Genomic DNA, 19,581 nt, shown 5'->3' with positions numbered 1-19,581 from the left:
TTATCTCGTTGTAAAATATCTATATAGTGGTGTATGTGAAAAAGGGACCAACCACCCCTTATTTTCGCGTGCGGGACTTCCGGACTTTCTCGCGACCACCCCGAAAGGGAGTAATTCGCTCTCCTTCACTCCTCTCACCGATTAAAAAGGAATGTGCATGTCCACCTCTGAGGCACCTCACACCCCAAACTCCGCACCCGCATCGGGATTTTCTGCGAAGTTTTCCCACACCTTGCGCTCCCTTGAAGCAGCACAGAAGCCTGGCATTGGCGTTCCCGCCTACACTCGCTGGGTTAACCGCCGAGTAGCACGCTACTTCGCTGCGACGGCTGTCGCTCTGGGCATCACTCCCAACGGCGTTACCGCTATTTCCGCTGCATGTTCCGCAGCAGGCCTCATCGTTCTGATTACCTGCCCGCCCAGCGTCGGTGTAGGTATCTGCGTTGCGCTGCTTTTCGCCCTCGGTTACGGTCTGGACTCTGCTGACGGCCAGGTTGCTCGCGTGACCGGTGCGTCTTCTCCCGCCGGTGAGTGGCTCGACCACGTGGTCGACTCCATCCGTGTGCCCTCCGTGCACATGGCGACCCTGCTCTCCTTCCTGCTGTACCCGGCACACTACTCTTTCACCGGTTCCAGCGCATTCAACGGCTGGATTATTGCTATGCCGATGATTTTCACCGCGCTGACCGCCGGTCACTTCATGAGCCAGATTCTGGCTGAGCAGCTGCGCAACAACCGCAAGACCGCGGCACCGCCGACCGGTGGCCCGCTGCGCTCCTTCATCAACCTGCACATGGACGCCGGTACCCTCTGCTGGATTTACATTTTCGTTGGTTTCGGCCCCGTATTCGTCATCGTCTATGCACTGCTTCTGCTGGCTAACGCCGCAACTGTTCTGCTGTCCATGCGTCGCAAGTACGTTAGCCTCGCGACCCCCGCTGAGTAAGGAGAAACCCAATGATGCACTTCACCTCTCGCAACCCTGCTGTTTCCGCCGTGATTGCAACCAACGGCAAGCGCCCCGAGCTGCTGCGCGTGGCGGTACGCTCCATCCTTGAGCAGAGCTACCGTGGCTTCGTTGAGGTTGTTGTCGTCTTTGACCGCGTTGAGCCCGACCATCTCGAAGATATTGAGGTCGGTGAGAACCGTGCTCTGAAGATTGTCTCCAATACCCGCTCCGGCGGTCTGGCTGGCGGCCGCAACAGCGGCATTATCGCCTCCAGCGGCGAGATGATTGGCTTCTGCGATGACGACGACTACTGGATGCCGTCCAAGCTCACCCAGCAGGTCGCTCTCTGGCGCGAAAACCCCGAAGCAGCCGCTATCTCTTCGGGTATTACCGTCCGCTCCGGCGGTCAGGACATCGTGCGCCTGGCACCCGAGCGTGCGACCTTCGCGGACTTCCTGCGTTCGCGCATCACCGAGATTCACCCTTCCGCTATGCTGTACTCCCGCGAGGATTTGCTCGGCGTTGACGGTAAGCCCGCTCGCATCGGCCTGGTCGATGAGGAGCTGCCCGCTGCCTACGGTGAAGACTACGACCTGCTGCTGCGCGCAACCCGCCACGGCGATGTGCTGAGCGTGCCCGAGCCGCTGATTCTGGTGCTCTGGGACCGCCCCTCCTTCTTCTCCGGCAAGTGGCAGTCCATGGTTGACGGCCTGAGCTACATTCTGCGTAAGTTCCCCGAATTTGAGCAGGATCCCAAGGGCCTGGCACGTATTGCCGGTCAGATCGCCTACGCTCAGGCTTCTCTGGGCAACAACAAGGAGGCGCGCGCTTACGCTCGTGCCGCTCTGCGCCGTGACCCCAAGCAGCTTCGTGCATGGGCGGCGTATGTTGTGTCCACCGGTGTTATTAAGCCCGCTACTCTTCTTGATCTCGTCCAGAAGACCGGTCGAGGTCTCTAACCAGGTATCGCACAGACATGGTTTCCTCTTCCGTTCTTTCTCATCCGGGTGCTTCGCCCGTGGCGCTAAAGGATTCCGCGGGGTCGGCTAGTACGCCGCCCAGCGGTATTCTGCGTGCCCGCGCGCGCATCCGCCCAATGTCGACAGCGCAGAAGAAGCTCCCCGCCTGGCCCCTGCTGGCTTTGCTGTACGGCTTCCCGGCGCTGTGGGCTATGGGGTTGCTTCAGATTGCGCCGCTGGTACTGGCAGCGATCATGCTCTTTTACCTCATTATTCGAGGTAATGTGCGTGTGCCCGGTTCCCTGTGGGTGTGGGGTGCATTCTGCGTATGGGTTGTTGTTGCAGCGCTTGCTCTGACCCGTTCCACCGACATGATCGGTTGGGGTCTGCGTTTTGTGAATATTCTCAGTGCGGGTATTTACGCCCTGTACTACTACAACGCGCGTTCCTCTATTAGCCTCAACAGGTTGTTGGGCGGTCTGGCGACTCTGTGGGTGACCCTCATTGTTCTGGGTTACGGCGGTGTGCTCTTCCCTGAGTTCCGTCTGCGTACCCCGATGAGCTTCATCATGCCTTCTGGTTTTATGCAGAACCCGCTGGTGCGTGACTATATGCTTCCTCCGCTGGCGGAGGTTCAGCGTCCGTGGGGCGCGCCCGAGGCGTATATTCGCCCCTCCGCACCGTTCCCCTACGCGAATAGTTGGGGTCTGGCGTATACCCTGCTTACTCCGGTGATGCTGGCGTGCCTGTTGCGTCTGCGTTCCATCTGGCTGCGTATCGCGCTGCTGGTCGGTATGGCTCTTTCTACTGTTCCGGCGATTGCAACCAGTAACCGCGGCATGTTTATTGGCCTGGGTATTAGCGCGGCGTACGTACTGCTGCGTCAGTTCCTGGCGGCTAATTGGCGTGCTGTAGGTATGGGTATTGCGGCGATTGCGGCTGTGGTTGTTGCACTCTTCGCTTCGGGCACCGTGGACAATATTCTGGGTCGTCAGGACTACTCGGACTCCACCGGTGGTCGTGCGGCGCTCTACCGTGCCACCTGGAAGGCGACTTTGGAGTCCCCGATTATCGGTTACGGCACTCCGCGTATGGAACCGAGCATTGGCGTGTCGATGGGTACCCAGGGCTACCTGTGGACTCTGATGTTCTGCTTCGGTTTCGTGGGCCTGGCTCTGTTCGCAATCTTCATGGTGTGCACTGTGGCAAGCGGTGCACGGGTGAAGACCGCGTCCGGGTACTGGTTGCATAGTGTTCCGGTGGCGTGCTGCGTTGTCTTTATTTTCTACAGCTTCGATATCGCTCAGCTGACCATTCTGATGCTCGCGTCAATGGCGTGCATTCGTTCCATTCGGGATGGTGAGGGGCTATGACGAAGAATCAGTCCCCTCGTGGCTTAGATACTTCTGCGGTTTCATCTTTCGACGATGCGTATTCAACGGGTGGTCATCCTAGCCGCCGTGCGCGTCTGCGTGAGAGCGGCGAGTATGTGGAGCCGGTAGTCGAAGAGGCTGAGCCTTCTGCTGATGAGTTCGCTCCGACGGTGGATGACATCCGTTCGGGTCGTTTTCCGGCGACCACGGCGCTATCGATTGTGCCTCCGGCTCAGGGCTTCGCTCCTAAGGACTCGCTCCCCGAGTCTTTGGTAGCGGATTCTGAAGCTACAGATTCTGCAGATGCGAGCGCCACCGCTGCGGCGGGTGCTCATCTTCCCGGTTCCCGACGGATAGCCTCGGCTACTGCTGAGTCTGCCGATTCCAAGGCTCAGGCTGATAGCGGCTCCGTGAAGGATGCGCCGGTCAGTACGCCGGCCAAGAAGGCTCCCGCTAAGGGTAAGCAGCCTAGCTTGGCGAAGAGCGGCTCTCTTGCTTCTCTGTGCGTGATGTACGGTGCGGGTATCGCATTCGTGACCACGATGGTGGTGTCGAATGGTATTGGTGCCGAGGGTTCGGGCGAGTTTTTCCGTCTGATGGCGCTTTTCGCGATTGCGATTTCGCTGGTGACCTTCGGTGCGGATACTGGCTTGGTTCGTACGATGAGTGCTCAGCGTGCGCTGGGTCGGTACGGTGTGCTTCCGCAGCTGATTCGGTACGGTCTGGTTCCATCATTGGTCACTTCGGTGTTGCTGGTGGCGGGTGTGTACATCTACACCGAGATTGTGCCTATGGCTCCCGAGTATCAGGCGGCGATGCGCGTCAGCTCGGCTTTCGTGCTGGTGGCGGCGCTGATGACGGTGTTTTTCGGCGCTCTGCGTGGTCTGCACCGTGTGGTGACCTTTACGGTTCTGCAGAATGTTCTGCTTCCTACTCTGCGTTTTGCGGCTGTGGGTTTGGTGGTTCTGTTCTCGGGTCAGCTCATGGATTTGGTGTACGCGTGGACTGTGCCTGTGGCGGTGACCGCGATTGTGGCACTCTGGTTGTTGGAGCGTGCATTCCCCAATGAGGAGCATGTGGAGGTCCTTCCCTCTGAGCATTCTCCGACTGAGACGTTCCGTTCGTTCTGGGGTTTCAGCTCTGCACGCGGTGTCGCTACCGTTGTGGAGACGATCCTGGAGTGGATTGACGTGCTGGTCGTGACGGCGTTCTTGGGTGCCGCTGCCGGTGGTATCTATGGTGCTGTGAATCGTTGTGTTCGTGTGGGCACCATGATTGAACACACCGGACGTGTGGTGACCGGCCCGTCGATTAGTGCGGCGTTGGCGACTCGTCAGCTGGATCGTGCTCGAGAGATTTTCTTGTCGACCACTCGCGTGTTGACTGCACTGTCTTGGCCGTTCTACCTCTCTCTGGCGTTCTTCGGCCCCGTGCTGTTGCATTTCTTCGGCAAGGGCTTTGAGGCTGGCGCTGGTATTCTCTGGGTGATTTGCCCGGCAGCGATGCTGTCGATGAGTGCCGGTGGCGTACAGTCTGTTCTGCTGATGAGCGGTAAGAGCCGCTGGCAGCTGTTGAACAAGCTCTCTTCGCTGGCGGTGGCTGTGACCTTGAACTTCACCTTGGTTCCGGTTTGGGGCCTGTACGGTGCGGTGACGGCGTGGGCATCTGCTCTGCTGATTGATACCTTCCTGGCGAGCTACCAGGTGTTCCGTCTGGTCGGTATTCGAGCTTCGGCTCGCGAGATGGCTCCGTCGCTCTTCTTGGGCGCGGCTGTTCCGACGGTGTGCGCTCTGGTGTCTTTGGCCATCTTGGGTCAGAGCGTTTTGGGTGTCATCGTGTACGTGGTGCTGCTGGTGCCGGTGTACGGTGCGGTGCTGTTCCGCTTCCGTAAGGCACTCGGTATTGAGCGTTTCCTGTCTGCCCGCCGAGCGAAGTCTTAGACTTCCGCTTCTTCTACGTTTTTCTCCGATATTTAGTGTCCGTTTCTCTTCCTCAAGGATGTCCTCATGGATAACACCTCTCATACCTCCTCGGTTACCCTTGGCAGCCAGGTACGTCGCATTTTCCGACACCGTCTGCTGATTCTGCTGTCGGTTGTTGTTTTCGCTGTGGCGGGTGCCGCCTACGGCTACATGACCAATAGCAAGTACACTTCTAAGGCTTCGCTGGTTGTTTACCCGCTGGTGGTTGATCCCGCCGGTACCGGTAGCGCTAACTCCGCGAAGGTGGATATTGCGACCGAGTCTCGCGTTGCGTCCTCTCGTGAGGTTGCGCAGAACGCGGCTAAGGCTCTGATTGCTAATGGCGATACTCTCTCTGAGGCTCAGCTGACCAGCCGCTTGATGAACTCCGTCAAGGTGACTGGCACCTCCCAGACTGCTGTTCTGGATATTGAGGTGACCCGCCCCAACGGCACTGAGGCTGCACGTTACGCTAACGCTATGGCGAACGCGTACCTGCAGGTTCGTTCCGAGTCGCTGAAGAGCAGCGTTGATTCTGCTCTGCACCAGATTGATGAGCAGATTTCTGCCCTCGAGGGTGACAACAACCGCGCGGCTCTGCTTTCTCAGTTGCAGGACCGTCGCGCTCAGATTCAGCTGACTTCTACCACCGGTGGCCGCGTGATGAGCGAGGCTCAGGTGCCTTCTTCTTCCTCGGCTCTTGGCCCGGTGAAGATGGGTATTGTTGGTGCTGTTGCCGGTCTGCTGATTGGTGCTGTGCTGGCGTACGGTCGTGACCGCACCATGCGTCACGTTGGTTACGCTGATCGTCTGGAGGATGCTGGTATCCCTGTTCACGAGCTGGGTTCCACTTCTGAGGCGAATGACGCGTTCATGTTGCTGCGCACCATTGGTGCTCCTGACGGCGACGTGAAGAGCGCTGGCGCTTCCGGCATTGTGATTCTGCCCGGTACTGACCGCGGTGTTGAGCACCTGTACCAGATGCTGCAGCGTGTTCTGCCCACTGAGTACGCACGTTTCACCGATTACGCTTCGGTCCGTGACGCTCTGACCCGCCACACTCCCGAGTCGCTGGTTGAGAAGAGCGAGACTCCTCTGGTGATCAGCCTGAGCACCGCTACTCCCCTGTCGACCCAGCTGCGTTTCGTTCAGGCTGGCGGCGTTGCTCTGGTTCCGGTGACTGCGGCTACTTCTCTGCAGCAGGTTCGTGAGCTCTTCACTCAGCTGGATCAGCTTGAGGGCGTGAACGCTCTGGCTGTGTTCCTGGACCGCGAGTAATTGCGAGTAATCGGGGTTTCTGTTGATGGATGCCTCGCTTCTGTGCGGGTTCGTCCTTCGTCCTTGAGCGTAGGGTGCGGTGACACCTGCTGAGGCGGATCTGTTGCGGCAGGTCTGTTGATGCAAGTGTTGCCGGGCCCGGCAGCTCACCCTTATCTTCTCTTCTTATTTTTCTCTTGTATTGGGGCTTTAGGAGAACACTATGACTGAGGCAACTTCCTCTCAGGCACCGAAGAAGAAGCTTCTGCTGGTTTCTAGCAGTGGCGGACACTTGAAGCATCTGACGGCTACTTCTGCTGCGTGGCAGGATTATGACCGCGTATGGGTTAGCTTTAAGCAGCCCGATGTTGAATCTTCTCTCGCTGATGAGAAGACCTATTGGGCGTATTACCCGACCACTCGAAATATTAAGAACGCTATTCGTAATTTGTTCTTGGCATTTCGTATTTTCCCGAAGGAACGCCCGGATGCGGTTGTTTCTGCGGGTGCGGGTGTTGCTGTTCCTTTCTTTGTTGCGGCTAAACTTTTTGGCGTAAAGACTCTTTACATTGAGTGTTTTGACCGACCGACTCTGCCGACGATGACCGGCAAGATGCTGTACACCTTTGCTGATCGAATTATTGTTCAGAGCGAGGAACAGCAGGAGAATTTCCCTGATTCTCGTGTAATTCATCCCATTTTCTAAGAGTGATGAATTTATCCTGGAAATAGCGTCCCCGCGTGTGCTGGGGGCGTTATTTTCAGGGTATAGTATTTATTAATACATACAGATACGCATAAGTCGTGCGCTCCACTGTGGACTCACCATCCAAGCGAACTAACCACTCGCCAGAGAAGCGTATGCGGAGATTACTCACCATTTTCTCCGGCACGACGCCACCGCGTATACCCATGATGCCCTCCGGATTTTTGCGTCAGGTATACGGGGTTACTACCGATAAATACATAGAGAGGAATAGGCGATGTCTATTCAGAACTTCCCCCGCGTCAGCGTTGATACTTCCAAGTTCGACCTGCCCGTATTTACCCCTGCCGTCGCGCCCGTTCGTATTCCTACCAAGACTTACGATTTGGTGGTGTCCCTCGGCACCGACGTTCACACTTTTGATCGTCTCCTGCGCTGGGTTGAGGCTTACCTTGAGGCTCACCCCGAGGTCACCTGCCTCGTGCAGCACGGCCACACTGCGCCCATTAAGCACGCAGACAACCTTAAGCTTCTTCCCGCCTCCGAACTGCTGGACTACTACGCAACCGCACGCGTGGTGCTGGTTCAGGGCGGCCCCGGCTCCATCCAGGATGCCCGCCGCACCGGCGCTCTGCCCCTGGCTGTTCCGCGCCGCGCAGAGTTCGATGAGGTTGTTGACAACCACCAGGTCCCCTTCACCGCTCTGATGGAGAAGCGCGGCCACGCTGTTGTTGTTGAGAGCCGTGAAGATCTCTTCGCTAAGCTCGATTTTGCTCTGGCGAACCCCTCCCTGTTCCGCACCGCTGAGCCGTACGTCTCCACCCCGGAGATTTCCGCAGCTCAGCTGGGCGAGGAACTGCAGGACCTGCTCGCTGGCAAGACCCACCGTAAGGATTCCTTCTGGGGCCGTCTGAAGCAGGCCGCTCGCGCGCACCGTGCGGGTAAGGCTGAGATGGCTCGCATCGACGCGATGGCTCCCAGCGCCTAAGGTTTTCTTGCTTTCTAAGCTCAGCATCCTCGTGATGCGGTGTGGGAGGAGGTACTCTGCCGGGTGCTTCCCACATTTTTAGACCGGCATGCGAATCCTCCAACCACCCTGTGAGAGGCTGTGGATGTTTTCCCTTGTTCACGGCATATTCTCAGGTGGATTCGCGTCTTTACATTGGTTGCGAAACCCCGCGCACCGTATCCTTAGTAAGGGATAATGCGCGGGGTTTTCGCGCACTACGAAAGGAACAATTATGGCAGTTCAGGAATCGACCGTTATCAACGCAAACGTTGAGCAGGTTATCGAGGCGTTCTCCAGCGAGGACTTCGCACGCTTCGTCTGCTCCGAGGTTGGCGTCGAGTTCGGTAGCTTCTCCGTTTCCGGTGACACCTCCGCTGAGTTCACCGCAACCACCGAGCGCACCGTGCCCGCTGAGCGCGTACCGGACATCGCTCGTAAGTTCGTCGGTAGCGGCGTCTCCATGACTCAGGTGGACACCGTGAGCGCACCGGCCGCTGACGGCTCCCGCACCGTCTCCACCGAGGTGAAGGTCAACGGCGTGCCAGTGTCCGCTCAGGCTACCCAGAAGCTGACCCCCGCGGGTGAGCAGACCCGCCTGGACGTCAACGGTGAGGTTTCCTGCTCCATCCCGCTGGTGGGCAAGAAGATCGCTGCCGCAGCTGAGCCGCAGGTTGGCCGTGTGCTGAAGGTTCTGGGCACCTCCGCTGAGAAGTGGCTGGCACAGCGCTAAAGCTTATAAACGCTCGCCTTTGGAGGTGTAGCTGATATACGGCTAGATACGCCGATATACAGAGGATCCCCGTCGTAAGTAATTACGGCGGGGATCCTCTGTTCTTTATGGGTCTCTACGAGCTCTAGCGCCCGTATGAGGGCCTATTCGCTTTAGGAGGCGACAATCGCCTCAGAGTACTCGCGCTCGCCGAGCAGCTCGGCGAAGCGGCGCATCTCTACGCGCAGGTCGTGTTCTGCTTCGAGCAGGTCGACAACCTTGCGCAGCTTGGTGCTGGAGGTGTGCTCGGTGTAGGGGAAGTAGTGTACCTCCACGCCGACCTCTGCGAAGCGTTCTTCGAGGGCATTGCCCTTGTCGGTACCCTTCCAATCGTCACCCTTGAAGAAGACGTTGAAGGGCTTCTGCTTCCAGGTTTCGAGCTTGTCGGGGGTGGTTTCAACGTGCACTTCGTCCACGTAGTCGATGTGGCTGACGATGGCGGCACGCTCTTCGATGGGGATGACGGGGCGGCGGCCCTTGGTCACTTCCAGGACATCATCGTGCACGACGCCTGCAATGAGGTAGTCGCAGTTTTCCTTGGCCTTGCGGAGAATCTCGAGGTGGCCGTAGTGGAAAAGGTCGTAGGCGCCTGCGGCGTAGCCAATAATCATGGGGCTTCCTTGTGGTTGGTAGCGGCGATGGGTATTCCGGTGTGGTTGAGGTACCGGAGGGTGAGAAACATATCCGCAGTCTAAGGTGAGAACCTAAGAATAAGTGAAGAATGTGCAATATTGAGAAAATATTTTCTTGCTATTGTCCTATTTCTTCTCGCCGTCACCTCAGATTCTGCGGGTCCGAAAAGAGTTTCTCGAGGGTGCTGGTTGGGCGCCCTTCGTCCTTTTATTTTACCAGTCACCTTTTTGGAGGAAAAAGGGAAAGATATAAATATGAGGCGGATACAGTGTAGTATCCGCCTCATATTTTCTATAGGTCGCTTGAAATCAAAGAAATCTTATATAGATAAACGATTAACCGCTAGATTTTATCGAAGAGTTTTAGCCAGTATTTTCTGCATACTTTGACATCAAATACTTACGTCCTGGTGCAGGATTTTAGCTTCGAAAGCCATTTCGGTAACCATTCGGTATTTTCGATTGGCGTTCAAATACTAGCTACTCCCCGTCACTTCAGCCTGCCTCCCCAGCAAAGAACTAATTCTTAGCAGCTGCTTCCTTAGTGGCTTCCTCAACAGCAACCCACGAGAGCATTGCGCACTTCACGCGCGCCATGAACTTCGAAACGCCAGAGAATGCCGCCATATCGCCGTATTCCTCTTCGTCCAGGGTCACCTTGCCGCGCGAGCGCAGCATCTCACGGAACGCATCCACGTGGCTCTGCAGCTCGGAGATGGTCATGCCGGGAGCCATTTCAGAGAGCACGGAAGCGGCAGCCATGGAGATAGAGCAACCGTCGCCTTCCCAAGAGATCGACTCGATGGTCTTCTCGCCGTCCTTCAGCTCGTCAGAGAGCACCACGCGCAGGTTGATTTCGTCACCGCAGGTGGGGTTGTACTGGTGATTATCAGCGCTTGCGTGGCCGGCGGGTACCTCTACGAGGTGCTCGCCGCTGCGCTGCTTGGAATGCTCCAGAATGATTTCCTGGTACAGGGATTCAAGAGACACGGTGTTCTTCTTCCGTCAGTTGGTATGTCTGAAAAATTTGGGCGTTAGCGTTTAACGCGTTTGCTTTAGAAGCCGAAGTAGGGGCGCACCTCGGCAAGAGCCTTCAAGAAAGCATCCACATCTTCGGTGGTGTTGTAAATGTAGGTGGAGGCACGGGTCGAGGCAGTCACTCCGGCGCAACGGTGCAGTGGCTGGGCGCAGTGGTGACCCACGCGCACGGCGATGCCCTGGGTGTCGAGCAGCTGGCCCACATCGTGCGGGTGCACGCCCTCGATGGCGAGGGCTACCAGGCCGGCACGCTTGGTGGGATCGGTGGGGCCGAGCAGGCGCACGCCCTCAATCTTCTGAACGCCCTCAACCAGGCGAGCACCCAGTTCGTGCTCCCATGCCTCAACATTCTCCATGCCCAGGTGCTGCAGGTAACGCACAGCGGCAGCAAACGCGACAGCCTGCGAGACGCGCTGGGTACCCGCCTCAAACTTGATGGGGGCGGGCATGTACTCGGCGTCCTGCAGACCCACGCGAGTAATCATGGAGCCACCGGTCAGGAAGGGCGGCAGGGCGTTCAGCAGTTCGGCGCGGCCGTAGAGGGCGCCAATGCCGGTAGGCGCCAGCATCTTGTGGCCGGAGAACGCCGCGAAGTCGACGTCCAGGGCGTGGAAATCTACGGGCATGTGCGGTACGGACTGGCAGGCATCCAGCACAACGAGCGCGCCGTGCTTGCGCGCCATGGCGACCATGCGGGGCACGTCGGTAATTGCGCCGGTCACGTTCGAGACGTGGGTGAACGCCACGATGCGGGTCTTCTCATTGATGATGCCCTCGGCTGCCGCGTAGTCGAGCTGACCGTCCTCGGTGGAGGGGATGTGGCGCAGGGTCGCGCCGGTACGCTGGGCAAGAATCTGCCAGGGAATGAGGTTCGCGTGGTGCTCAATCTCGGTGGTGACGATTTCGTCGCCGGGACCCAGCGCGAAACGCTCGGCGGGCTTGCCTCCGATGCCCTGGGAGGCGTTACCGATGCTGTAGGCGACGAGGTTCAGCGCCTCGGTGGCGTTGGAGGTCCACACCAGTTCCTCCTCCGTGGCCCCCACGAAGCCGGCCACGGTGCGGCGGGCGTCCTCAAACAGGTCGGTTGCTTCGACCGCAAGGGTGTGGGCACCGCGGTGTACTGCGGAGTTAGCGTGCAGGTAGAAGTCGCGTTCAGCGTCGAGCACCTGAAGGGGTTTTTGGCTGGTCGCCCCCGAATCCAGGTAGACCAAGGGATGCCCGTTGACCTCAGTATTGAGGATCGGGAAATCCTGGCGAAGCTGGCGTACGATGTCGTCGCTCAGCGGGGTGTTGGCGGGGGTGGAGTATTCAGCCACGGGTACCTTCTTCTCTCGCTCATACGCTCCACGGGTCGGGTATTTTCCCGTCGTGGAGCGTATAACGTCATTCTTTTCTAGCTTATTCCCTCACCGGGCTCTTGCATAGTTAGGTAGAGCCTAGTTCACTCATCGACCTTATTCTGCATTTACCCGGTGCGGTCTTATGCTTAGGAGCCTGCGCCGTGGTAGCGCTGCTGGGTTGCCAGCAGACCTTCCTTCACGAGCATCATGGTTGCATCCGCTGCATTCGAGATGAGGAAGGGCAGGTCCTTCGCCTCGGTGCTACTGAAGGGCTTGAGCACGAAGTCTGCGGTGTCCATGCGTCCGGGAGGTCGACCGATGCCGGTGCGCACACGGTAGTAATCCTTGGTGCCCAGCGCCTTGGTGATGTCGCGCAAGCCGTTGTGGCCGCCCTCTCCCCCACCAATCTTGAGCTTAATGGTGTCGAAGGGAATGTCGAGTTCATCGTGCACGACGATGACGTGGTCGGGGTCGATGCCGTAGAACTTTGCGATGGCGCTGACCGGGCCGCCGGAGGTGTTCATGTAGCCGAGGGACTTCATGAGGATGACCTTGGGGCCACCAAAGCCGAGGCGCCCCTCCACCACAACGGCGGATGCTTTGGAGTGCTTCTTAAAGCTGCCACCCACTTCCTTGGCGAGCTCGTCCAGGACCATCTGGCCAATATTGTGGCGGGTTTTAGCGTAGTTGGGGCCGGGGTTTCCGAGACCCACGATGAGCCACGTATCAGACATCTCTTCGTGTACCTTTCTCAATACGGAGGGACTGCGTCCGCAGGGTATGCAAACGGCCCGCACCTCGTGTGAGGATGCGGGCCGTTCCCAGCCCGGCTTATGCCGGTTTATAAGCGTTGAAATCCGCTACTTACGCAACGAACACCAGGTCGATGTGCTGCAGTTCGGGGCGGATGGGGTGGCGCTGGATGTCCTGAACGCGAGCCTTGATGGTCTCACCCTCAACCTCGATAGCCAGCACTGCGTCTGCCTGACGGACTGCCAGGGTGGTCTCGTGACCGGGCAGGGTTACGTGCTTGGGCTCTGCGCCGTTGCCGTAGATGACAGCGGGGATCTTGCCTGCAACGCGTGCGCGGCGTGCGTAGCCCTTACCGAAGTCAACGCGGGGCTCTGCAACAATCTTAATTTCAGCCATGGGGTTCTCCATTTCTGTAGTTTGTACATAACGCGCCAAGAGAAACGGCGCGGATGAAGAATCCGTACGCCACCTCGTCGATAACGGCTCACCGCGTTTGCGGTGGCCCTCGCCTTGGCCAAGACATTATTGTACAGGTTCCCGGCTCTTCTTCAAGAGCCGGGAACCTGTGATATGGCGTTTTTCACGCCTTTTATGCTGTTATCAGCAGATATAGGGTCAATCTCTAAGGATTAGGAGCCCATTTCTGCCAGGTATGCGGCGAGCGCCTCGCGGTGATCGCGCGGGGTGAAGCCCGTAGCAATCAGCTTGGACAGGTCCATTGCCGAGTTCGTCGGACGGTGAGCGAAGAGCTCAGCGTTGGCGAAGTATTCCTCGGTGGTGGTGTCGCTGACGCGTGCCGGGTCGTGGCCGGTACCTTCGTACACTGCACGAGCGAACTGTGCCCAGTTGATGACTTCACCGGTGTTCGACACGTTGTAGGTGCCGTATTCAGCGCCGGAGAAGAGCAGGTGCAGGGCAGCTGCTGCCAGGTCCTGAGTGAAGGTCGGGCGACCCCACTGATCGGCGACCACGGACGGGTCGATGCCGCGCTCAGCCAGGGATGCCATGGTGCCCACGAAGTTCTTGCCGGCGCCGACAACCCAGCTGGTGCGCAGGGTGTAGTGCTTACGCCATGCGGCGGCGGCAACCTCACCGGCAGCCTTGGATGCGCCGTAGACGCTCAGCGGTGCCAAGGGGTGATCCTCCGGGTATTCCTCACCCAGGGGCAGGGAACCGTCAAAGACGTAGTCGGTGGATACGTGTACCAGCGGCAGGTTAGCTTCTTCACAGATGGAGGCAAGAGCGCTCACGCCCAGGGCGTTAGCTGCCCAGGCGTCGCGGCGACCCTCGGGGGTTTCTGCCTGATCCACTGCGGTGTACGCTGCAGCGTTGATGACCGCACGGAAGGAGCGCCAGCGGAATGCGTCGCGCCACTGCTCGGGCTTACCCAGGTCGAGGCGGTCGCGGTCCACAGCCAGGAAGGGTACGTTCTGCTCGGTGAGCTGGCGAACCAGCTCGGTGCCGAGCTGACCGCCCGCGCCAATAATCAGGATCGGGTCGGCTTCCAGGGGCTTAATCTCGTTCAGACGCGGGTGGTTACGGTCCTTCTCAGAGAGCTCAGCCTTCGCCAGGTCGATGGGCCAGTCAATTGCGACGGTCTCATCGGCAAGGTTCAGGAAGCTGTAGCCGGATACTGCGTCCGCCGACCAGTGGTCATTCACCAGGTAGGTGTAGGCGGTGTTCTCTTCCAGGGTCTGGAAGGAGTTGCCCACGCCGCGGGGCACGAAGATTGCGGTGTCCGGGCCCAGCTCAACGGTGACGACCTTGCCGAAGGACTCGCCGGCGCGCAGGTCAACCCACGCACCGAAGATACGACCGGTTGCAACAGAAACGTACTTATCCCACGGCTCGGCGTGGATACCACGGGTGGTACCTACCGAAGCGTTGAAGGAAATGTTGTTCTGCACCGGGTTGAAGTCGGGCAGACCGGCTGCGACCATCTTTTCGCGCTGCCAGTTTTCCTTGAACCAGCCGCGGTTATCGCCGTGAACCGGCAGGTCAATGATGAGCAGGCCGGGAATCTCGGTTTCAGTAACCTTCAATTCCTTGGTCATTACTGGCCAGCCTTTGCATACTTAGCCTCAACCTCAGCCTTCAGGGGCTCCCACCAGCCGCGGTTGTCGGTGTACCACTTAATGGTGTCGGCAAGACCGGACTCGAAGTCGGTGAACTTCGGCTCCCAGCCGAGCTCTGCACGCAGGCGGCTACCGTCGATTGCGTAACGCAGGTCGTGACCGGGGCGGTCAACCACGTGCTCGAAGTCGTTCTCATCCTTACCCATCAGGCGCAGGATGGTGCGCAGAACGGTGATGTTGTTCTCTTCGCCGTCTGCACCGATGAGGTAGGTTTCACCAATCTTGCCCTGCTCCAGGATGCGCAGCACAGCAGAAGAGTGGTCGGATGCGTGAATCCAGTCACGAACGTTCAGACCCTCGCCGTACAGCTTCGGGGTCAGGCCCGAGAGGATGTTAGTGATCTGGCGGGGGATGAACTTCTCGATGTGCTGGTAGGGGCCGTAGTTGTTGGAGCAGTTAGAGATAGTTGCTTCAATACCGAAGGAGCGGACCCATGCACGCACGAGCAGGTCGGAACCTGCCTTGGTGGAGGAGTAAGGAGAAGAGGGGTTGTAGGGAGTGGTTTCGGTGAACTTTGCAGGATCGTCCAGCTCGAGGTCGCCGAAGACCTCGTCGGTGGAGATGTGGTGGTAGCGAGTGCCGTGCTTACGGACTGCTTCCAGAAGGCTGAAAGTACCGATGAGGTTAGTGTGGATGAACGGTTCGGGGTTGGACAGGGAGTTGTCGTTGTGCGATTCCGCAGCGTAGTGAACGACAGCGTCTGCCTTGCCGACCAGTTCGTCAGCCAGCTCGCGGTCGGCGATGTCGCCTACGACGAGCTTGAAGCGGGATTCAGGAAGACCCTCCAAAGACGCAGCATTTGCGGCGTAGGTCATCTTATCCAGCACAGTAATAGTGTGATCAGTGTTATCGATGAGGTGGTGAACAAAGTTCGAACCAATAAAACCGGCACCGCCGGTAACAAGAATGTGAGCCATACGGTAGATTTTACCTGGCTAAACGGTGATTTTTATGCCTCAACAACGAGATAAACATGACACAATAAGAAGTTATGAAGGGAATTATTCTTGCCGGCGGTACCGGAAGCCGTTTGCACCCTATCACTCAGGGTATTAGCAAGCAGCTCACTCCGGTCTATGACAAGCCGATGATTTACTACCCGCTGTCCACTCTCATGCTGGCGGGTATCCGCGATATTTTGATTATTACCACTCCTGCCGATCAGGAGCAGTTCCAGCGACTGCTCGGTGACGGTTCCCGTTTCGGTATTAATCTCGAATACAAGGTGCAGCCTTCTCCGGATGGCCTGGCACAGGCATTTATTCTGGGTGCTGACTTTATTGGTAACGACCCTGTAGCACTCGTGCTCGGTGACAATATCTTCTACGGCCCCGGCCTGGGTACTCAGCTTGCCACCTACGAGCAGAAGGACGGCGCAACCGTCTTCGCTTACCGGGTTGCTGACCCTCGCGCCTACGGTGTGGTGGAATTCGATGAGAACTTCAACGCGCTGTCTATCGAAGAGAAGCCCGAGAACCCCAAGAGCGACTACGCAATTCCGGGTCTGTACTTCTACGACTCGAAGGTTGTAGAGTATGCACGTCAGATTAAGCCTTCTCCGCGCGGTGAGTTGGAAATCACTGACCTTAACCGCGTCTACCTGGAACAGGGTAAACTGAAGGTTGAGGTTCTGCCTCGTGGCACTGCGTGGCTCGATACCGGAACCTTTGATTCACTCGCTGATGCCACTAACTTCATCCGCACCGTTCAGAGCCGTCAGGGCCTGTCAGTTGGTTGCCCGGAGGAAATTGCGTGGCGCCACGGCTGGCTCTCCGATGATCAGTTGCGCGACATCGCTACCCCCCTCGTCAAGAGCGGCTACGGTAGCTACCTGCTCGGATTGCTCCGCTAATAACCCACCAGGGGATCTAGTATCCCTTCACCGCCTGCAACAACACTCCACGTTGCAGGTACGCTAACTCAAACCTTTCTGGAGTATTCTCACTACCATGACCATTTTGGAATTTTTCCGCACCACGAGGGCTAACCTCTGGCTGCTGATCATTGGCATCGTTGTCGGTGCCGCAGCGGGCTTCGGCTATGCCTCTCTCCAGCCGAAGGTCTACGCTGCATCGTCCTCGGGCTACGTGACCGTGGGCGAGTCCGGTACGGTGGATGTTCTCTCGGGCTCTACAGCCGCTAAGGAGCGCGCTCGCTCCTACGCAGCTATCGTCTCCTCCGAGGCCGTGGCACAGAAGATTAAGCAGAACAACCCCGAACTGTCCCTGACCACCGGTCAGATTCGTTCTAGCCTCACCGCAACCGCAGGTGACAATGCTGCGCTGATTACCGTAAGCGCACAGGCTTCTTCCCCGAAGAACGCACAGCTGCTCGCTAACGGTGCACTGCAGGCTACCGCCGACTACATCAAGGAAATTGAGCAGAACCCCGGTAACGCTCAGGCACTGGTGAACGGCGAAAACACTAGCGCATCCCCCACCACCAACAACACCGTTCGCGTGATTCCGCTGAACAACGCAAGCGTGAACCCGCCGCTGGTGGCTCCGAACTACCAGCAGAACGTGCTCGTTGGCGCCGTTGCTGGCCTGGCCCTGGTGTATCTGGCTATCTTCCTGCGCCGCGCACTTGATCAGCGTATCCGTACCCGTGACGACGCTACCAAGGCAACCGGTGCAAGCGTCCTCGGCGTTCTGCCCGTCAGTGACGACCTGAGCGAAGAGAACATCGTGAAGGGTGACACTGACGACCATATCGCCCAGGAATCCATCCGTCAGCTACGCACCAACCTGCGCTTCGTGAACGTTGACACTCCCCCTCGTTCGTTCATCGTCACCTCCGCAGTGCCCGGTGAAGGTAAGTCGACCGTGTCGCTTTCGCTGGCTCGCGCAATGGCTGATGCAGGCTCGCCCGTCATCCTCATTGACGCCGACCTCCGCCGCCCGACCGTGGCTAAGAAGCTGAAGCTCGACGCTAAGGTTGGTCTGACCCAGGTTCTGGCTGGCCAGGTTGAGATTGCTAACGCTGTGCACCAGCTGGGCGATTCGAACCTCTTCGTCCTGCCCGCAGGTCGTATCCCCCCGAACCCCTCCGAACTTCTGGGCTCGGATAAGATGCGCCAGCTGATCAACGAGCTCTCCGAAGAGTTCATCGTGGTTGTCGACGTTCCGCCGCTACTGCCCGTGACCGACGCTTCACTGCTCTCCCACTCCGTGGATGGCGTGATCCTCGTTGGTTCTATCGGTCGAAGCCATCGTGAACAGATGACTGAGGCAGCAAGCATCCTGAAGAAGGTTAACGCTAACCTCTTCGGTATGGTTCTGAACCGTGCACCCCGTAAGGGTCTGGGTAACTCCTACTACGGCTTCGGTTACGCAAGCTCCTACGTCGGTTACTCCACCTACTACGGTTACGGTAAGGACGGCGATAAGAAGTCGTCGAAGAAGTCCTCGGCCAAGAAGTAATAACGTAATAAGCACACCCAAATATAGGGAGCGACTTAGGGCGGGATGGGCAGTATTTTCTGCCCGTCCCGCCTTATACTTATCTGGTATACATGTGCACCGAAAGGCTATTGTGACCACTCACTCACCCAATACCCCGGAGCCGCAGACCACTCCTCTCGCGGCACGGATTCGGCTTGCGCACGCCTACTTCCAGCGGATAGCCGACAAGCATTCCATCGATATTTTGCATGTCAAGGGCTACGCTTTCTCCCAGGAAATTTACCGTAAGGGCAGGTACAGCTCCGATGCCGACCTGCTTGTTCGTCCCTCTCACGTGGACCGCTTTGTAGAGATCCTTCTGGCAGATGGATGGCGTATCCAAGCCCACTTCGAAACAGGCTCCGTGTTCGAGCACGCGATGACGCTCTACCACGCTTCATGGGGTCTGACCGATATTCACCGTTTCTTCCCCGGCCTCGGCCGCCATGGCGATTATGAGAAGGCATTTGACCGTGTCTGGGCGGCACGTAAGACTCGCATGATCGCTCACCGTCCCTGCGTTGTCCCCAGCGATTTGGATGCGCGTCTTCTCGTGGTGCTTCACCGCGCCCGCGCGGCATCGCGTTACAGCGCAGATATTAACTATCTGGTCTCTCTGCTCTCCTACAGCGATTGGCAGCGCCTGCGCGCCCGTGCGGAGGAGCTTGACTCCTCCCTGGCGTATAGCGCGGCGATGGGCGGTCTGGAGCAGTACCGTGACGACCGCGACTACCTGCTGTGGCTGTCTGTCTCTCAGGACGTCCCCCACTATATTCAGTGGATTGGGCGTCTGCAGTCAGCAACCACCCTGCACGATAAGCTACGCACCCTCAAAAATATTTTCTTCGTGAATAAGGACCACTTGGCAATGCAACTGGGACGCACCCCCACCAAGGCTGAAATTCGTGCCAAGTTCTTTGAACGTTTCGGAATCAAGGTGAAAAAATGAGCAACCCGGTAGATTCCCATCAGACCGTCTACGGTATCCCCGAGAACATCGCGTACGTTCATTCTGAAGAGTTCGCTAAGTACTCCCCCACAGCAACGTATCTTGCAAATCTTGCCAACGGTGAGCTGTCTGTTCTTCAGGATTCAGCCTCCATTATTTGGAGTATCTTTGAGGACCCGATGTCTCTACAGGAGGCTATCGATCTGCTCTGCGAAATGTATGAACAGCCTGTAGAGACCATGGGGCCGCAGATCGAGGGTTTCATCCCCGAGTTGCTCTCCAAGGGGCTCCTAGAAGCCCGCTAGGCT

Annotated in this window: 19 protein-coding genes; 12 read left to right on the top strand and 7 right to left on the bottom strand. The window is 58.0% G+C overall.

All coding sequences use genetic code 11. The features are described from left to right. Positions 1-157: 157 nt before the first annotated feature. The 8 genes from AB8E48_RS07155 to AB8E48_RS07120 all read left to right on the top strand — a co-directional run bounded on the left by AB8E48_RS07155 (position 158) and on the right by AB8E48_RS07120 (position 8,944). Positions 158-946, top strand: a complete 789-nt coding sequence (locus tag AB8E48_RS07155) for a CDP-alcohol phosphatidyltransferase family protein (RefSeq protein ID WP_368886243.1) — start codon at positions 158-160, stop codon at positions 944-946. A gap of 11 nt (positions 947-957) precedes the next feature. Next, positions 958-1,908, top strand: a complete 951-nt coding sequence (locus AB8E48_RS07150) for a glycosyltransferase family 2 protein (protein ID WP_314658070.1) — start codon at positions 958-960, stop codon at positions 1,906-1,908. A 17-nt stretch (positions 1,909-1,925) separates the two neighbouring features. Beyond that, positions 1,926-3,281, top strand: coding sequence for an O-antigen ligase family protein (locus AB8E48_RS07145; protein WP_368886242.1), 1,356 nt, complete (start codon positions 1,926-1,928; stop codon positions 3,279-3,281). Further along, positions 3,278-5,221: a lipopolysaccharide biosynthesis protein gene (locus AB8E48_RS07140; protein ID WP_368886241.1), complete on the top strand. Its 1,944-nt coding sequence runs from the start codon at positions 3,278-3,280 to the stop codon at positions 5,219-5,221. The genes AB8E48_RS07145 and AB8E48_RS07140 overlap by 4 nt, the downstream gene beginning before the upstream one ends. Before the next feature lie 66 nt (positions 5,222-5,287). Further along, entirely contained in the window at positions 5,288-6,520 is a 1,233-nt protein-coding gene (locus AB8E48_RS07135) for a Wzz/FepE/Etk N-terminal domain-containing protein (RefSeq protein ID WP_368886240.1), read from the top strand. Positions 6,521-6,722: 202 nt separating this feature from the next. Continuing rightward, on the top strand, positions 6,723-7,205 hold the full coding sequence (gene pssD, locus AB8E48_RS07130; RefSeq protein ID WP_049327955.1) for a PssD/Cps14F family polysaccharide biosynthesis glycosyltransferase: 483 nt from the start codon (positions 6,723-6,725) through the stop codon (positions 7,203-7,205). 277 nt (positions 7,206-7,482) lie between these two features. Next, positions 7,483-8,193, top strand: a complete 711-nt coding sequence (locus tag AB8E48_RS07125) for a glycosyltransferase (protein WP_368886239.1) — start codon at positions 7,483-7,485, stop codon at positions 8,191-8,193. A 253-nt stretch (positions 8,194-8,446) separates the two neighbouring features. Continuing rightward, on the top strand, positions 8,447-8,944 hold the full coding sequence (locus tag AB8E48_RS07120) for a DUF2505 domain-containing protein (RefSeq protein ID WP_368886238.1): 498 nt from the start codon (positions 8,447-8,449) through the stop codon (positions 8,942-8,944). 152 nt (positions 8,945-9,096) lie between these two features. Here the strand turns inward: AB8E48_RS07120 and AB8E48_RS07115 are convergent, their stop codons facing one another. From AB8E48_RS07115 to rfbB, 7 genes are all read right to left on the bottom strand, one after another. After that, on the bottom strand, positions 9,097-9,594 hold the full coding sequence (locus tag AB8E48_RS07115; protein WP_294627787.1) for an adenylyltransferase/cytidyltransferase family protein: 498 nt from the start codon (positions 9,592-9,594) through the stop codon (positions 9,097-9,099). A 540-nt stretch (positions 9,595-10,134) separates the two neighbouring features. After that, positions 10,135-10,605, bottom strand: coding sequence for a Fe-S cluster assembly sulfur transfer protein SufU (gene sufU, locus AB8E48_RS07110; protein WP_049355035.1), 471 nt, complete (start codon positions 10,603-10,605; stop codon positions 10,135-10,137). Between the two features lie 65 nt (positions 10,606-10,670). After that, positions 10,671-11,969 (bottom strand): aminotransferase class V-fold PLP-dependent enzyme, encoded by a 1,299-nt coding sequence (locus tag AB8E48_RS07105; protein WP_368886237.1) that lies wholly within the window; start codon positions 11,967-11,969, stop codon positions 10,671-10,673. A 170-nt stretch (positions 11,970-12,139) separates the two neighbouring features. Further along, the gene (gene pth / locus AB8E48_RS07100) at positions 12,140-12,727 is read right to left on the bottom strand and encodes an aminoacyl-tRNA hydrolase (RefSeq protein WP_368886236.1); all 588 of its coding nucleotides are present in this window, start codon (positions 12,725-12,727) and stop codon (positions 12,140-12,142) included. Between the two features lie 130 nt (positions 12,728-12,857). After that, positions 12,858-13,142 carry a 50S ribosomal protein L25 gene (locus tag AB8E48_RS07095; RefSeq protein ID WP_005508891.1) on the bottom strand — a complete coding sequence of 95 codons (285 nt, stop codon included), beginning with the start codon at positions 13,140-13,142 and terminating at the stop codon, positions 12,858-12,860. 233 nt (positions 13,143-13,375) lie between these two features. Beyond that, positions 13,376-14,800 carry a dTDP-4-dehydrorhamnose reductase gene (gene rfbD, locus AB8E48_RS07090; protein WP_368886235.1) on the bottom strand — a complete coding sequence of 475 codons (1,425 nt, stop codon included), beginning with the start codon at positions 14,798-14,800 and terminating at the stop codon, positions 13,376-13,378. Further along, a complete protein-coding gene (rfbB, locus tag AB8E48_RS07085; RefSeq protein WP_044142793.1) occupies positions 14,800-15,798 on the bottom strand; it encodes a dTDP-glucose 4,6-dehydratase in 999 nt (332 codons plus the stop codon). Before rfbB ends, rfbD begins: the two co-directional genes overlap by 1 nt. A gap of 74 nt (positions 15,799-15,872) precedes the next feature. Here rfbB and rfbA point away from each other — a divergent pair, with 74 nt between their 5' ends. The 4 genes from rfbA to AB8E48_RS07065 all read left to right on the top strand — a co-directional run bounded on the left by rfbA (position 15,873) and on the right by AB8E48_RS07065 (position 19,578). Beyond that, positions 15,873-16,733, top strand: coding sequence for a glucose-1-phosphate thymidylyltransferase RfbA (gene rfbA, locus AB8E48_RS07080; RefSeq protein WP_294642767.1), 861 nt, complete (start codon positions 15,873-15,875; stop codon positions 16,731-16,733). A gap of 97 nt (positions 16,734-16,830) precedes the next feature. Beyond that, on the top strand, positions 16,831-18,303 hold the full coding sequence (locus tag AB8E48_RS07075) for a polysaccharide biosynthesis tyrosine autokinase (protein WP_368886234.1): 1,473 nt from the start codon (positions 16,831-16,833) through the stop codon (positions 18,301-18,303). A gap of 112 nt (positions 18,304-18,415) precedes the next feature. Beyond that, positions 18,416-19,273, top strand: coding sequence for a nucleotidyltransferase family protein (locus AB8E48_RS07070; RefSeq protein WP_368886233.1), 858 nt, complete (start codon positions 18,416-18,418; stop codon positions 19,271-19,273). Then, entirely contained in the window at positions 19,270-19,578 is a 309-nt protein-coding gene (locus tag AB8E48_RS07065) for a PqqD family protein (RefSeq protein ID WP_294627774.1), read from the top strand. The genes AB8E48_RS07070 and AB8E48_RS07065 overlap by 4 nt, the downstream gene beginning before the upstream one ends. Positions 19,579-19,581 lie beyond the last annotated feature (3 nt).

Source organism: Rothia mucilaginosa (assembly GCF_964211445.1).
Taxonomy (GTDB): domain Bacteria; phylum Actinomycetota; class Actinomycetes; order Actinomycetales; family Micrococcaceae; genus Rothia; species Rothia mucilaginosa_E.
The sequence above is the reverse complement of the archived record's forward strand: the minus strand, read 5'-3'. Positions and strand labels throughout refer to the sequence as shown.

Excerpts from the sequence above, each read along its gene's own strand:
- AB8E48_RS07155 (WP_368886243.1), top strand. The coding sequence starts at position 158 with ATGTCCACCTCTGAGGCACCTCACACCCCAAACTCCGCACCCGCATCG.
- AB8E48_RS07150 (WP_314658070.1), top strand. The coding sequence starts at position 958 with ATGATGCACTTCACCTCTCGCAACCCTGCTGTTTCCGCCGTGATTGCA.
- AB8E48_RS07145 (WP_368886242.1), top strand. The coding sequence starts at position 1,926 with ATGGTTTCCTCTTCCGTTCTTTCTCATCCGGGTGCTTCGCCCGTGGCG.
- AB8E48_RS07140 (WP_368886241.1), top strand. The coding sequence starts at position 3,278 with ATGACGAAGAATCAGTCCCCTCGTGGCTTAGATACTTCTGCGGTTTCA.
- AB8E48_RS07135 (WP_368886240.1), top strand. The coding sequence starts at position 5,288 with ATGGATAACACCTCTCATACCTCCTCGGTTACCCTTGGCAGCCAGGTA.
- pssD (WP_049327955.1), top strand. The coding sequence starts at position 6,723 with ATGACTGAGGCAACTTCCTCTCAGGCACCGAAGAAGAAGCTTCTGCTG.
- AB8E48_RS07125 (WP_368886239.1), top strand. The coding sequence starts at position 7,483 with ATGTCTATTCAGAACTTCCCCCGCGTCAGCGTTGATACTTCCAAGTTC.
- AB8E48_RS07120 (WP_368886238.1), top strand. The coding sequence starts at position 8,447 with ATGGCAGTTCAGGAATCGACCGTTATCAACGCAAACGTTGAGCAGGTT.
- AB8E48_RS07115 (WP_294627787.1), bottom strand. The coding sequence starts at position 9,594 with ATGATTATTGGCTACGCCGCAGGCGCCTACGACCTTTTCCACTACGGC.
- pth (WP_368886236.1), bottom strand. The coding sequence starts at position 12,727 with ATGTCTGATACGTGGCTCATCGTGGGTCTCGGAAACCCCGGCCCCAAC.
- AB8E48_RS07095 (WP_005508891.1), bottom strand. The coding sequence starts at position 13,142 with ATGGCTGAAATTAAGATTGTTGCAGAGCCCCGCGTTGACTTCGGTAAG.
- rfbD (WP_368886235.1), bottom strand. The coding sequence starts at position 14,800 with ATGACCAAGGAATTGAAGGTTACTGAAACCGAGATTCCCGGCCTGCTC.
- rfbB (WP_044142793.1), bottom strand. The coding sequence starts at position 15,798 with ATGGCTCACATTCTTGTTACCGGCGGTGCCGGTTTTATTGGTTCGAAC.
- rfbA (WP_294642767.1), top strand. The coding sequence starts at position 15,873 with ATGAAGGGAATTATTCTTGCCGGCGGTACCGGAAGCCGTTTGCACCCT.
- AB8E48_RS07075 (WP_368886234.1), top strand. The coding sequence starts at position 16,831 with ATGACCATTTTGGAATTTTTCCGCACCACGAGGGCTAACCTCTGGCTG.
- AB8E48_RS07065 (WP_294627774.1), top strand. The coding sequence starts at position 19,270 with ATGAGCAACCCGGTAGATTCCCATCAGACCGTCTACGGTATCCCCGAG.